The sequence below is a fragment of the Achromobacter spanius genome, from assembly GCF_003994415.1.
Taxonomy (GTDB): Bacteria; Pseudomonadota; Gammaproteobacteria; order Burkholderiales; family Burkholderiaceae_B; genus Achromobacter; species Achromobacter spanius_C.
This window is the reverse complement of the sequence record NZ_CP034689.1, coordinates 5,224,145-5,237,765: the sequence shown is the minus strand read 5'-3', so window position 1 is coordinate 5,237,765 and position 13,621 is coordinate 5,224,145. Positions and strand designations below refer to the sequence as shown.

Here is a 13,621-nt window from a genome sequence, read left to right as displayed (position 1 = left end):
CTCAACACGGCAGGCTGCCTTTGCAGCCTGCCGCGCTAATGCCAGCAGCGGTTGCCAACGCCATGCTCGCCACCCTCTCCTCATTCTCGTCCTTGTACTTCGCGACCTTGCTGATGCTGATCGGCACGGGTCTGTTCAACACCTACATGGGCCTTCGGCTGACCGCGCAGTCTGTCAGCGAAGTGTGGATCGGCGCCTTGATCGCCGGCTACTACCTGGGCCTGGTGTGCGGCGCCCGCCTGGGGCACAAGCTCATCATCCGCGTGGGCCACATCCGCGCGTTCGTCGCGTGCGCGGCTATCGCCACCAGCATGATCCTGGCCCAGACGCTGGTCGATTCCATGCCGCTGTGGCTGGTGTTCCGCCTGATCTCCGGCGTGGTGATGGTGACCGAATTCATGGTCATCGAAAGCTGGCTCAACGAACAAACTGAAAACCATCAGCGGGGCCGGGTGTTCTCGGTCTACATGGTGGTGTCCGGCCTGGGCACGGTGCTGGGGCAGTTGGCGCTGACCGCCTACGCCACCCTGGACCTGCGGCCGCTGACGCTGGTGGCCATGTGCCTGGTGCTGTGTCTGGTGCCTATTGCCGTCACCGCCCGTTCGCACCCGCCCACACCACTGCCCGCGCCGCTGGACATTCGCTTCTTCATGCGCCGCGTGCCGCTGTCGATGACGGTGCTGTTCGTGGCGGGCAACCTGTCCGGTGCTTTTTATGGCCTGGCCGCCGTCTATGGTGCCAAGCATGGGTTGACGACCTCGCAAGCCGCCATTTTCGTGGCTGCCGCCGTCACGGCCGGCTTGTTGTCGCAATGGCCCATGGGCTGGCTGTCCGACCGCATCAACCGCGCCGGCCTGATCCGCTTCAATGCGTTGTTGCTGGTGCTGCTGCCTACGGTCATGTGGGGCTGGCTGACCTTGCCATATTGGGCGTTGGTGGCCTTGTCCTGCATCTTCGGCATCCTGCAATTCACGCTGTACCCGCTGGGCGCGGCATTCGCCAACGACCATGTGGAGTCCGAGCGCCGGGTCAGCTTGTCAGCCGTGCTGCTCATGACCTACGGCGTGGGCGCCTGTATTGGCCCCATGGTGGCGGGCCTGCTGATGTCGCTTTTCGGCCATAGCATGTATTACGTGTTCATCTCGGCTTGCGCACTGATTCTGGTGTGGCAGGTGCGCCCGACGCGCGTCACCGGCGCGCATCAGGTCGACGAGGCTCCGACGCATTTCGTGCCCATGCCCGATACCTTGCAAAGCTCGCCGGCCGCGGCCGTGCTGGATCCGCGCGTGGACCCGGAAAACGATATTGCGATGGAAATGGTGCAGCCTGATCCGGCGGCGGCAACGGTATCCGCGCCTGCGGCTGGGTCGGAATCGACGGATTCGGCGGAGCCATCGGACGCGTCGGACGCATTGGATGCATCAGACGCATCAGACGCGTCAAAACCCTCGGAGCCGTCGCCCGTGGCTCCGCCGCTCACCCAAGAATGGCCGGCGGATGCCGCGGCAGCGCCGGCAGCCGATGCTGCGGCAGCCGATGTTGCGGCAGCCGATGCTGCGGCAGCCGACGCTGCGGCAGCCGATACCTCCGCGCCCGATACGGCAGAGTCCGGCTCCGCTGCCTCGTCAACCGAATCCACCGGGGCAACCGGGTCAGCGGAGCCCGCCCGAGACGCGGACGACGCTGCCGAACGCGCGCGCCGCACCGGTACCTAAGACCCGGCCTGCGTGGGCTACCAAGGCGCCATCAGTACGATGGCGGCCAGCGCCAGCGCGATGCCCAAGCCGTTGACCCGCGTCAAGGGCTCGCGAAACGCCAAGGCCCCCACCAGCGTGCCCAGGGTGATGACACCCATGTTCATCGACGCGAAGACCAGCGCCGGGTGCTCGGGCAACGATTGGTGCGCGCGGATATAGGTCAGGATGTTGCCGAAGTTGAATACGCCCAGCGCCACGCCAGCCAACAGGTGGCGGCGTTCCCAGCGCACTCGACGCGCCAGCAGATAGGCCAGCATCAGCCCTCCCGCCAACACGAACGCCAGTAGCAGCCCCGCGGCAAACGCGGTGCCGGCGCGCGCCACCTGCTTGAACAGGATGTCGATCACCCCATAGCCCGCCCAGACCGCGAGCGGCCAAAGCCAAATGCCTCGGCCTGGTGCCGTTCCGGTGTTGGCGTCGGCGGCGGGACGGCGCAACAGGCAAGCCAATGCGCCGAACGCCAGCAGAATCGCCGCCAGCTTGCGCCCGCTGATCGGTTCGCCAAACAGCAGGAACGCCGCCAGCAAAGGAATGAACAACGACAGGCGCTGCGCCGCGTCGCTGCGCACGATGCCGGCGTGGCGCACCGCTGCCGCCATCGCCAGGAAAACGCTGGGCAGCAACACGCCCAGGGCGGCCAGCACGGCCCAAGGTGTGTGCGGCGTCAGCAGCGCGGCGGGGTCGGGTTTCAAGACTGCCCAGCAGAGCAGGGCGGCTACGGCGTAGTTCATGGTGATGGCCTGGCGCACGTCCACGTCATAGCGGCGCGCCAGCTTCAGCAGCACGGCCACGGTGACGCTGCACGTCACGCTGGCCAGCAGATACAGAATGCCCGGCGTCAACGGCATGTCGTGTTCTGCTGCTGCGGCTCGGCGGGCGCGGGCTGCTCGCCTGCTTCGACGTGCATGCCCAGGCGTTGCAGCAGGCGTTGGTCGGCCTGCATTTGCGGATTGGCGGTGGTCAGCAGCGCGTCGCCGTAGAACATCGAGTTGGCGCCCGCCATGAAGCACAAGGCCTGCAGCGCGTCGTCCATGGCTTCGCGGCCCGCGGACAGGCGCACCGCGGCGCGCGGCATGGTGATGCGGGCCACGGCAATGGTGCGCACGAATTCAAAGGGGTCCAGCGCCTCGACGTCGGCCAGCGGCGTGCCTTCGACGTGCACCAGATTGTTGATCGGCACCGACTCGGGGTAGGGCGTCATGTTGGCCAGTTGGGCGATCAAGCCCGCGCGCTGCTGCCGCGATTCCCCCAAGCCCACAATGCCGCCGCAACACACGTTGATGCCGGCCTCGCGCACGCGGTCCAGCGTATCCAGCCGGTCCTGGTAGGTGCGGGTGGAAATGATCTTGCCGTAGAACTCCGGCGACGTGTCCAGGTTGTGGTTGTAGTAGTCCAGCCCGGCGTCTTTCAGTTGCTCGGCCTGGCCGTCTTGCAGCATGCCCAGCGTGACGCAGGTTTCCAGGCCCAGCGCCTTGACCGCGCTGACCATCTGCGCCACGGCCTCCAGGTGATGGGGCTTGGGGCTGCGCCAGGCCGCGCCCATGCAAAAGCGCTGCGCACCGCCTGCCTGGGCAGCGCGGGCGGCGGCCACCACGTCGTCCAGCGGCATCAGCTTGTCGGCGTCCAGTCCGGTGTCGTAATGCGAGGACTGCGGGCAATAGGCACAGTCTTCGGGACAGCCGCCCGTCTTGATCGACAAGAGGCTGGACAACTGGACGGCGTTGGGGTCGAAGTGGGCGCGGTGCACCTGCTGCGCGCGGTGCAGCAGGTCCATGAACGGCAGCGCGTACAACGCCAGGATGTCGGCGGTGCGCCAGGCCGGGGCGGGCAAGTGCTTGGCCGTCAGCGGGACGGGAATGGTGGCGGTCTGCAAGGCGGGCTCCTGTCGGTCTTACGGAAATCGCGCCGCTTGCCGAAGCTGGCAAGGACGGATCGGCGGATCGTAAGAACCTGCGCAGGGTTTACGCAATGCGTGAATAGAGGCGGAAAATGCGGGGTATTTACAGGATTTATTGCGGTAGATGCTGGATTTTGGTGGGTAGGCTTGCGTAACGCGATCGCATCTTCGGCGACGTCGAACCCCCGGATATTTTGATTCTAATTGTAAAATCCGTGGGTTCGACCCGTGCCTTCAGTCCTTGGCGGGCTTGTCGCGCACGCGGGCGGACTCGTGGCCTGTGATGCCGCGGTCACGCGCCCACACGATGGCCGCGCTGCGCCGATGCACGCCGATCTTGCTGTAGATCGTGGCGACATGATTGCGCACGGTGTTGCGCGACAACTTCAAGGCCTTGGCGATGGCGTCGTCATCGTGACCTTGGCAAAGCAGGCCCAGCACTTCGCGTTCGCGGGTGGTCAATTGCGCCAGTTCCGCCACGTCGCGGGACGCGGGCGCGGGCTGACGCAGTTGCGCCAGCTTTTCGATGATGCCGCGGCTGAACCACGACGTGTCCTGCATGACCGCTTCGATCGCGGCCAGCAATTCGATTTCGGAACGCTTGCGCTCGGTGATGTCCTGCATCACGACCAGCAGCCGGCGCTGTCCGCCGATCATCACCGGCTCGGCGGACACCAGGCAGTCCAGCCTGCCACCGTCCTGGGTGGCCAGCGTGGCCTCGCGGTTGCGTGCGCTTTCGCCGCGTTTCAGGCTGGCGGCCATGCCCTCGTAGGGTTGCAGGCCGATGTCGGTCAGGGCCGCGCCGATGCTGGTCTCGAGCGATGCGCCAGTGACCGCCGTAAAGGCGTCGTTGAAGTCCAGCACGGCCAGCGTATCGCCTTCGCACACGGCCATGGGCACGGGCGCCAGCTTGAATGCCTTCGAGAAACGCTCTTCGCTTTCGCGCAGCGCCGCTTCGGTACGCTTGCGCGCTTCCAGGTCGATGAAGGTGAACAGCATGCAGGGTTCGTCCTGCATATCGATGGGCTGGCCGGCCACCATGACGAACTTCGTCTCGCCGTTCGCCAGTTTGATCACGCCCTCGCGCTGCGCAATGGTCTTGCCTTCGTTCAGATTGGCCACTGCCTGTTCTTTGTCTTCGCCGCCATCCAGGATGTCGAGCTCGTAGGCGGATTTGCCCAGTACGGCCTCGCGCGTGTAGCCCGTCATCTCCAGAAAACCCTGGTTCACCTTGACATAGCGCAGGTCGGATAGCCGGCAGATCAGCGCGGGCGCGGGGTTTGCGCCAAAGGTCCGTTCGAAGCGCTGCTCGGCGTTGATCTGTTCGGTTTGGTCGTGCAGGATCAGTACGCGGTAGTCGGCGTCTTTGTCGCCTTCCAGCTTGAGTCCACGCGCGAGCACGTTGCGCAGGAAATCTTCGTCGTCCTTGCGGTTCAGGTCCAGCAACAGATCATCAAAGCTCTCGCCGGCCGCCAGACGGTCCAGCGGATATTGGCGCGGGGGGACGCGGTGATGGTTGCGGAAGGTGAGGGTGTAGCGTTTGCGGTAGCCGGCGGGCGTGCCGCCCAGCGCGTCAAGCGTGTCCACGCCGTGTAATTCCAGTGCGCTGGCATTGGCCCAGGCGATTGAGCCGTCGGATTCGAGCAGGATGATGCCTTCATTCAAACCCGCGATGATGGCTTGCAGGTGTTGGCGATGCGCGTCGGGCGCGGCGGCGTTTGCGGTCACGTAGGCCTCTTCGGTTCGCGTGGCGTGATCCCACAGGATGCAGGTGCGCGGCGATGCTGTCCAGAGAGCAAAACGGACGAGTCTTGGCGGGGGGGTAAAACCGAAGGGTAAAGCCGCCAGGGGGAGGGGGGAGATGGCGGGCGCGGAAAAGCAAAAAGCTCCGGATTCCGGAGCTTCGATGGCTGTACTACGAGGGTGATGCAATGCTGGCAAGCACGAAGTGCTTGGCGGAGCGGACGGGGCTCGAACCCGCGACCCCCGGCGTGACAGGCCGGTATTCTAACCAACTGAACTACCGCTCCGCAGCGGTTTACTGAACTTCATCACGACACTGCGTTGTCAAGGCAGCTTGGACCTACATGCCAAAAAAGCTGGCGTCCCCTAGGGGATTCGAACCCCTGTACTCACCGTGAAAGGGTGATGTCCTAGGCCTCTAGACGAAGGGGACCTGAACTAACAGAACTGCAAACAACTTTACTACGGTACTGCATCGTGGTGGAGGTAAGCGGGATCGAACCGCTGACCTCTTGCATGCCATGCAAGCGCTCTCCCAGCTGAGCTATACCCCCACAGGGCGCCTTGAGGTTTCGAACGGCAAACAACAAGGTCTCACACTCTATAAATGCAAAAAGCCCCGAAGACGGAGCTCTTGAAAGACTCAGAGCGAGAGAGCTTTTGGCGGAGCGGACGGGGCTCGAACCCGCGACCCCCGGCGTGACAGGCCGGTATTCTAACCAACTGAACTACCGCTCCGCAGCGGCTTACTCAACTACTTTGTCACTTCAACTGCACTTATCTACTTCTGTACTGCTGCCAGTAAACTGGCGTCCCCTAGGGGATTCGAACCCCTGTACTCACCGTGAAAGGGTGATGTCCTAGGCCTCTAGACGAAGGGGACTTGGACTTGCTGTTACTGCAATACTGGTACTACTTTCTTCGCTGTTGACTGGTGGAGGTAAGCGGGATCGAACCGCTGACCTCTTGCATGCCATGCAAGCGCTCTCCCAGCTGAGCTATACCCCCGTTTCTCTAAGCAATGCCTGCTACGTTTTACGAGATAAACACACGTTTTATGGTGCGTTTTTCGTCGTTCGTTGCCGGTTTTGTTTAGTGCCGTTGGCGAAGAAACGAGATTATGCACGAACAAAATCGGGTGTGCAAGTCGGTCGGGGGCAAAAACGTTAAAACGACAAAAAAAATCAGGGTTGGATGGCTTTTTTTGCTTATTTTGTGAGCGATTCATCGCAAGACACGCGGCATCGATTTGTGCAGAATCCAGGAAAATCAAGGGCTTGTGCAGATGCTATCGTGAAGGGCAAAAAATTTCTGCATCCTGTGGCTTTCGCGTAAAAAAAGACCCCGCGCGACAACATCGAGAATTCACGCATGAGCACCAAGACTTCGTTTCCCACTCGGCCGTTAGGCCGCAGCGGCATGGCCATCACGCGTATCGGTCTGGGCGCATGGGCAATCGGCGGCAACGGCTGGGCGGTCGGGTGGGGGCCGCAGGACGACGCTGACTCCATCGCCGCCATCCGGCTGGCGGTGGACCGGGGCATCAACTGGATCGACACGGCGGCCGTCTATGGACTGGGTCATTCCGAAGAGATCGTGCGGCAAGCGCTGGCGCAGATGACCCCGGGGGAAAGGCCTTACGTGTTCACCAAGTGCGGGCTGACCTGGTCGGCCGACAATCCCCAGGCGATGCCGCGACGCACCGGCGCGCCAGCCAGCATCCGGCGTGAGATCGAGGGTTCGCTGCGTCGCCTGGGCGTGGAACGCATCGACCTGTATCAGATGCACTGGCCGGCGGGCGACGGCACGCCGATCGAGACCTATTGGCAAGAACTGCTGGACCTGAAACAGGAGGGCAAGGTCGGCGCGATCGGCCTGTCGAACCACAACCTGGCGCAGTTGCAGAATGCTGAATCGCTGGGCCACGTGGATTCCCTGCAACCCCCGTTTTCGGCGATTCAGCGCGGTGCCGCTGCTGACCTGATTCCCTGGTGCGCCGAGCACGACATCTGCGTGATCGTCTACAGCCCCTTGCAGTCCGGGCTGTTGAGCGGCGCGTTCAGCATCGAGCGCGCGCGCGCCCTGCCGGCTGACGACTGGCGTGCCCGCAATGCGGAATTCGCGCCGCCCAACCTGGACCGGAACCTGGCCCTGGCCGACGCGCTGAAGCCCATCGCCGAACGGCACGGCACCACCGTTGCCGCCGTTGCCGCCGCGTGGACGCTGGCCTGGCCAGGCGTTAGCGGGGCGATCGTGGGCGCGCGCAGCGCCGCGCAGGTCAATGGTTTGCTGGGGGCGGCGGAACTGGAATTGGATAGCGAGGACCTGGACGCCGTGGCCGAAGCCATTGAACTGACCGGCGCGGGCGCGGGGCCCGTGCGCCCGCCCGAAGACAGCGGCAGGCTGCCGGCCAATCTGTTCGCTTGATAAGGGCAACGCCCGGGGCCGCTCAGCCCCGGCGCGCCTTGCGGTGGCTGCCGATGGCGCCGATCAGCACCAGCCCCATCAGCGCCAAGGCCAATTTGTCGCCGAAGCGCGCGTAGGGAGTCAGCCCGGTCATGCCCTGGACCGACACTGGCAGCACGCCCGGCTGCAACGGCGCAAGCTGTGCGGCCACATGGCCCTTGGCATCGATCGCGGCGGTGATGCCGGTATTGGTGGCCGTCAGCATGGGCCGCGCGGTTTCGATGGTGCGCAAGCGGCCAATCTGCAAATGCTGGCGCAAGGCCCACGAATTGCCGAACCAGCCCAGGTTGCTGACGTTGACCAGAATGGTGGCGCCGGGTTCGCCATTGGCGCCCGTCTGCAGCGCGGGCAGCAGGTCGGGACCGAACAGGTCTTCGTAGCAGATGTTGAAGGCGATGTGCTGGCCGCCCACCGCGAACGGGGTCTGGCGTGCCGCGCCGCGATCAAAATCGCCCAGCGGCATGTTCAACAGGTCGACGAACCAGCGGAATCCCGGCGGCACGTATTCGCCCCAAGGCACCAGATGGCGTTTGTCGTAGCGCATGGCGGTGTTGCCACGCACCAGTTGTTCGACCGGCGTGTTGCCGTCAAAGCCCATCACGCTGTTGGTGTAGCGGTCACGGCCGTCCACGCGGTCATGCAAGGGCACGCCCATGGCGATCGTCATGTTGCCGCGTGCGGCCACGCCGCGCCAGGCTTCCCAGGCGCGCGGATCCAGTTGGTCCTGGAAAATGGGCAGCACCGTTTCGGGCAGAATCACCAGTTGCGGCGCGGGCACGCCCTGGGCGGGCGGCAAAGCCGTCATTTCCAGATGGCGCACCAGGCTTTGCTCCAGCAAGGCCGGATCAAATTTCTGTGATTGTTCGATGTTGCCCTGAATCAGCCGCACATTGAGCGGGTCACCGGTGGGGGCTGACCAGTCCATGCGCGACAGCGGCCAGCCGACGGCGGCCAGGGCCACCGCAATGCCGGCTGCCAAGGCCTGGCGTGAATTCAGGGCCGTCTTGCGCGACGGTTGCCACAAGCTGGCGATGGTGGCCGCCACGAACGCGGCAATGAACGCCATGCCGTGTACGCCCAGAACCGGCGCCCAGCCGGCGATTGGGCTGTCTACCTGCGCATAGCCGATGTTCAGCCACGGGAAACCCGTCAGCAACACGGCGCGCAGCCATTCGAAGCCTGCCCACATCGCGGCCCAGGCCAGTGTGGACGCCAGGATGCCAAGCGGCGTGGCGTCGGCCGACAGGGGCGTGTAGCGTCGCGTCAGCGCGCTGGCCGTGGCCGGAAACAGCGCCAGAAAGGCGGACAAGGCCAGCACACCGGCCACGGCCAGCGGCGCGGCCAGGTCGCCGTAGCGGTGCATGCTGATGAACAGCCAGTACAGGCCCACCGCATAGGTGGTGAAGCCGAACAGCCAGCCGCGCAGCCAGGCCTGCCTGGCCGACGGCGCGGTCAGCGTGACGCGCGCCGCGATGGCCAGCATCAGGATCTGCGTAATCGCCAATGCCCAGTCGGGCAAGGGGCCGGGCGCGAAGGTCAGCGCGTGCACGGCGCCGGCCAGCATCAAGCCGGCGGCGCCGCGCAGAAGGGTGCTGCGCGGAATACGGCTCATGCGTCGTCGGTGGGGCGGGAAGTTTGGGCGGGAACGTTGCGCTTGACGCGCAGCCAGATGGCGCGGCGGGCGTCGCCCCGGGCCACTTCCAGGCGCAGGCCGTCGAATTCGGCGACGTCGCCACGGCGCGGAATGCGGCCCAACTGGCCACCCATCCAACCGCCGACGCTGTCGTATTCGTCGTCCGGCAACTGGCAGCCAAAGACCTCGTTGAAGTGCGAGATATCGGTGGCCGCCATGACGCGCCACTGATTTTCGCCTTCGGGGAAGATCTCGTCTTCCTCGGTTTCGTCGAATTCGTCTTCGATTTCACCGACGATCTGTTCCAGCACGTCTTCCATCGTGACCAGGCCCGAAATACCGCCGTGCTCGTCGATGACGATGGCCTGGTGGTTACGGCTGGCGCGGAATTCGTGCAGCAGCACGTTCAGGCGCTTGGATTCGGGAATGAACACGGCCGGGCGGACCAGCGTGCGCAATTCGATGCCGGGTTCCAGCATGCAGCGCAAAAGATCCTTGGCCAGCAGGATACCGATGATGTTGTCGCGGTCGCCCTCGTAAACCGGAAACCGCGAATGCGCGGTTTCGATCACCGAGGCCACCAGATACGGGATGGGCTGCGTGATGTCCAGCAGATCCATGCGCGAGCGGGGAACCATGATGTCGCCGACGGTGCCTTCGGACACGGCCAGCGCACCCTTGATCATCTTGTAGGACTCGGCGTCCAGCAGGTGGCGATCGTGGGCGGCTTCCAGAATGGCCTTGATGCCGTCGCGGTCCTCGGGCTCTCGGCGCACAAGGGAAAGCAGGCGGTCTAGAAGGGATTTGGTGGCGGGTTTGGATGAGCGAGCAGTGGTCGCTTCAGGAGCAGGGTAAGGGTCAGACATCGTCCGGGAGGACAAGTTATGGAGGGGCCAGCATAACCGAAACTGACGCGCCTTTTGTTACGACGGCCATGAAAATGGGGCCAAACAACGGCATCTGCGCCTTGCTGGCCGCTATTTTCCGGGCATGGCTAGGGGTAGACCCGAATCTCGATCCCGAATCTCGATCCCGAATCTCGATCCCGATCTCGATCCCGGCCCGGCCTGACTTCAGTCGGCGACGATGTACGGGTCGTTGATGCCCATCCGCGACAGCGTGGCCGTTTCCAGCGCTTCCATGCGTTTGGCGTCGCGCGCCTTGATGTGGTCGTAGCCCAGCGCATGCAGCACGCCGTGGATGGTCAGGTGGGCGGCGTGTTCCAGCAGCGGCTTGCGCTGTTCACGGGCCTCGCGCACCAACACGGGCACGCACATCACGATATCGCCACGCGCCACGCCCACGGGGTCCACGCCATACTCAAAAGTGAGCACGTTGGTGGCGTAGTCGCGTTCGCGGAAGTCTCGATTCAGCCGACGGCCCTCGGCCGCGCCGACCAGGCGCAGGCTGAGCTCGGCGGCCGAGAAATCCACCAGGCCATCTTCGGCGGCGGCCGCCAGCGCGCGCTCGGCCCAGCGGCGCAGACGCCAGCGGGGCAGGCGCGGCTCTTCCACCCCGTATTGCACGGACAGAGACAGATCAGGCTTCATTTTCAGAGGCGCGGTCGTAGGCGTCGACGATGCGGGCCACCAAGGGGTGGCGCACGACGTCGCGGCTGGTGAAGCGGGTGGTGGCAATGCCTTGCACGTTTTCCAGCACCTTGACCGCGTGGGCCAGGCCGCTGTCCTGACCGCGCGGCAGGTCTACCTGCGAGGGGTCGCCGGTAATCACGGCCTTGCTGCCGAAGCCGATCCGCGTCAGGAACATCTTCATTTGTTCCGGCGTGGTGTTCTGCGCTTCATCCAGGATGACGAAGGCATGGTTCAGCGTGCGGCCGCGCATGTAGGCCAGCGGCGCGATTTCGATGGTTTGCTTTTCAAACAGGCGCTGCACCTTTTCAAAACCCATCAGGTCGTACAGCGCGTCGTACAGCGGGCGCAGGTACGGGTCCACCTTCTGGGCCAGATCGCCCGGCAGGAAGCCCAGGCGTTCGCCGGCTTCCACCGCGGGGCGGGTCAGCACCAGCCGCTGCACCGTGTCGCGTTCCATGGCGTCGATGGCGCAGGCCACCGCCAGCCAGGTCTTGCCGGTACCGGCCGGGCCGACGCCGAACGTGATGTCGTGCTTCAGGATGTTGTTCAGGTAGTCGCGCTGGCGTGGCGTGCGCGGGCGCAGGTCGCTGCGCTTGGTGCGCAGCGCGATGCTGTCGCTTTCGTCGTCCAGGGCGGGCAGCGGGTCGGCTTCGGGGGCCTGGGCTTCCTGCTTGTCTTCCTGGCGGCCGACGCCGATTTCAACCAGACCCAGCTGGATGTCGTCCACCGACAGGGCGCGGTGCACGGCCTGTTCGTGAAAGCGCCGCAACACGCGGCCGGCCAGTTCAGCCCGCTCGCCTTCGATGGTGACGCGGCTGCCGCGGCGCGAAAGCTTCACTTCCATGCCGTCGGCAAGCTGCCGCAAGTTTTCGTCCAGCGGGCCGCACAGGTTGGCCAGGTGGGTGTTGTCGCCGTCCAGGTTGACGACGGCGGGCATGCTGCGACGAGCGCGGGAACGGGGAGTGGTCATTCGGCCTCTTGGGGAACGCGGTCCACATCGGCCACTCGGGCGCGCAACGAATTCGTGTGCGCTTCGGTGATGATGACGTCGACCATTTGTCCGATGAGCCGCGCGGGCGCGGCGAAATTCACGATGCGGTTGTTCTCGGTGCGGCCCATCAGTTCGTTGGGATCGCGGCGCGAGGGGCCTTCGACCAGCAGGCGCTGGCGGGTGCCGACCATGTTGCGGGCAATGGTGGCCGCCTGCTCGTTGATCAGCGCTTGCAGGCGTTGCAGGCGGCGCAGTTTCACGTCTTGCGGCGTGTCGTCGGCCAGGTCGGCGGCGGGCGTGCCCGGCCGGCGCGAGTAGACGAACGAGAACGAGGTGTCGAAACCGACGTCCTCGATCAGCTTCATGGTCTTTTCGAAGTCTTCTTCGGTTTCGCCGGGAAAGCCCACGATGAAGTCCGACGACAAAGTCAGGTCGGGACGGGCCGCGCGCAGGCGCCGCACCACCGACTTGAATTCCAGCGTGGTGTAGCCGCGCTTCATGCCGGCCAGCACGCGGTCACTGCCAGCCTGCACGGGCAGGTGCAAAAACGACACCAGCTTGGGCAGGCGGGCGTAGGCGTCCACCATGCGCTGGGTCATTTCCTTGGGGTGCGAGGTCGTGTAGCGGATGCGCTCGATGCCGGGGATTTCGTGCACGTATTCCAGCAGCATGGCGAAGTCGGCGATCTCGTCCGTGCCTTCCATCTTGCCGCGATAGGCGTTCACGTTCTGGCCTAGCAGCGTCACTTCCTTCACGCCCTGGTCGGCCAGGTCGGCCACTTCGATCAGCACGTCCTCGAACGGGCGCGACACTTCTTCGCCGCGCGTGTACGGCACGACGCAGAAGCTGCAGTACTTGCTACAGCCTTCCATGATGGACACGAACGCCGTGGCGCCATCCACGCGCGGGGGCGGCATGTTGTCGAACTTTTCGATTTCCGGAAAGCTGATGTCCACCTGCGAGCGGCCTTCGGCGCGGCGGCGCGCAATCAAGTCGGGCAGGCGGTGCAGGGTCTGCGGCCCGAACACCACGTCGACGTAGGGCGCGCGCTTGACGATGGCGGCGCCTTCCTGGCTGGCCACGCAGCCGCCCACGCCAATCACCAGGTTCGGATTGGTCTTCTTCAGGTGCTGCACCCGGCCCAGGTCCGAAAACACTTTTTCCTGCGCCTTTTCCCGCACCGAACAGGTGTTGAACAGGATGACGTCGGCCTCTTCCGGGTTGTCGGTCAGTTCCAGGCCCTGGTCGCCACGCAGCACGTCGGCCATCTTGTCCGAGTCGTACTCGTTCATCTGGCAGCCGAAGGTGCGGATGTACAGCTTGCGGGGGGAACCGGTGCCGGCGTCAGCGGCGGGGATGTCCAGGACGGGGGCGGCGGCGGAGGTGCCGTCGCCGGGCGCGTTGCCGCGCTTCAGGGAGGTAGCTTGCATGATGGTCGCCGTGACGGGTGTAGATCCCGGGGGCTGAAAGGGATGGAAACGCGGAATTTTAACCCTTGCGTGGAAATTGTTTCTTTGCCGGGCGGACGGGTGCCGTTACGAT

At 64.7% G+C, this 13,621-nt stretch carries 10 protein-coding genes and 6 tRNA genes; 2 read left to right on the top strand and 14 right to left on the bottom strand.

The genetic code is table 11. The annotated features are described in order from the left end of the window. Nucleotides 1–62: 62 nt before the first annotated feature. Nucleotides 63–1,715, top strand: a complete 1,653-nt coding sequence (locus ELS24_RS24000; protein WP_127185528.1) for an MFS transporter — start codon at nucleotides 63–65, stop codon at nucleotides 1,713–1,715. 17 nt (nucleotides 1,716–1,732) lie between these two features. Here the strand turns inward: ELS24_RS24000 and ELS24_RS23995 are convergent, their stop codons facing one another. From ELS24_RS23995 to ELS24_RS23955, 9 genes are all read right to left on the bottom strand, one after another. Then, nucleotides 1,733–2,599 carry a DMT family transporter gene (locus tag ELS24_RS23995; RefSeq protein WP_164741378.1) on the bottom strand — a complete coding sequence of 289 codons (867 nt, stop codon included), beginning with the start codon at nucleotides 2,597–2,599 and terminating at the stop codon, nucleotides 1,733–1,735. Further along, nucleotides 2,596–3,630: a biotin synthase BioB gene (bioB, locus tag ELS24_RS23990; protein WP_127185526.1), complete on the bottom strand. Its 1,035-nt coding sequence runs from the start codon at nucleotides 3,628–3,630 to the stop codon at nucleotides 2,596–2,598. Before bioB ends, ELS24_RS23995 begins: the two co-directional genes overlap by 4 nt. Nucleotides 3,631–3,888: 258 nt before the next feature. Further along, nucleotides 3,889–5,382 carry a helix-turn-helix transcriptional regulator gene (locus ELS24_RS23985; RefSeq protein WP_127185525.1) on the bottom strand — a complete coding sequence of 498 codons (1,494 nt, stop codon included), beginning with the start codon at nucleotides 5,380–5,382 and terminating at the stop codon, nucleotides 3,889–3,891. Between the two features lie 225 nt (nucleotides 5,383–5,607). Further along, nucleotides 5,608–5,684: transfer RNA gene (locus tag ELS24_RS23980), tRNA-Asp, on the bottom strand. A 70-nt stretch (nucleotides 5,685–5,754) separates the two neighbouring features. Continuing rightward, nucleotides 5,755–5,830: transfer RNA gene (locus ELS24_RS23975), tRNA-Glu, on the bottom strand. 45 nt (nucleotides 5,831–5,875) lie between these two features. Further along, a tRNA-Ala gene (locus ELS24_RS23970) sits at nucleotides 5,876–5,951 on the bottom strand. A gap of 107 nt (nucleotides 5,952–6,058) precedes the next feature. Next, a tRNA-Asp gene (locus ELS24_RS23965) sits at nucleotides 6,059–6,135 on the bottom strand. Nucleotides 6,136–6,204: 69 nt separating this feature from the next. Then, nucleotides 6,205–6,280: transfer RNA gene (locus ELS24_RS23960), tRNA-Glu, on the bottom strand. Nucleotides 6,281–6,329: 49 nt separating this feature from the next. After that, a tRNA-Ala gene (locus ELS24_RS23955) sits at nucleotides 6,330–6,405 on the bottom strand. A gap of 363 nt (nucleotides 6,406–6,768) precedes the next feature. Here ELS24_RS23955 and ELS24_RS23950 point away from each other — a divergent pair. Then, nucleotides 6,769–7,824: an aldo/keto reductase gene (locus ELS24_RS23950; protein WP_127185524.1), complete on the top strand. Its 1,056-nt coding sequence runs from the start codon at nucleotides 6,769–6,771 to the stop codon at nucleotides 7,822–7,824. A gap of 22 nt (nucleotides 7,825–7,846) precedes the next feature. Here the strand turns inward: ELS24_RS23950 and lnt are convergent, their stop codons facing one another. The 5 genes from lnt to miaB all read right to left on the bottom strand — a co-directional run bounded on the left by lnt (nucleotide 7,847) and on the right by miaB (nucleotide 13,509). Further along, the gene (gene lnt, locus ELS24_RS23945; RefSeq protein WP_127185523.1) at nucleotides 7,847–9,475 is read right to left on the bottom strand and encodes an apolipoprotein N-acyltransferase; all 1,629 of its coding nucleotides are present in this window, start codon (nucleotides 9,473–9,475) and stop codon (nucleotides 7,847–7,849) included. Then, the gene (locus ELS24_RS23940) at nucleotides 9,472–10,362 is read right to left on the bottom strand and encodes an HlyC/CorC family transporter (protein ID WP_050448249.1); all 891 of its coding nucleotides are present in this window, start codon (nucleotides 10,360–10,362) and stop codon (nucleotides 9,472–9,474) included. Before ELS24_RS23940 ends, lnt begins: the two co-directional genes overlap by 4 nt. A 207-nt stretch (nucleotides 10,363–10,569) precedes the next feature. Further along, entirely contained in the window at nucleotides 10,570–11,046 is a 477-nt protein-coding gene (gene ybeY / locus ELS24_RS23935; RefSeq protein ID WP_050448250.1) for an rRNA maturation RNase YbeY, read from the bottom strand. After that, nucleotides 11,036–12,058 carry a PhoH family protein gene (locus tag ELS24_RS23930; RefSeq protein WP_127185522.1) on the bottom strand — a complete coding sequence of 341 codons (1,023 nt, stop codon included), beginning with the start codon at nucleotides 12,056–12,058 and terminating at the stop codon, nucleotides 11,036–11,038. Before ELS24_RS23930 ends, ybeY begins: the two co-directional genes overlap by 11 nt. Then, on the bottom strand, nucleotides 12,055–13,509 hold the full coding sequence (miaB, locus tag ELS24_RS23925) for a tRNA (N6-isopentenyl adenosine(37)-C2)-methylthiotransferase MiaB (RefSeq protein ID WP_050448252.1): 1,455 nt from the start codon (nucleotides 13,507–13,509) through the stop codon (nucleotides 12,055–12,057). Before miaB ends, ELS24_RS23930 begins: the two co-directional genes overlap by 4 nt. Between the last annotated feature and the right edge of the window lie 112 nt (nucleotides 13,510–13,621).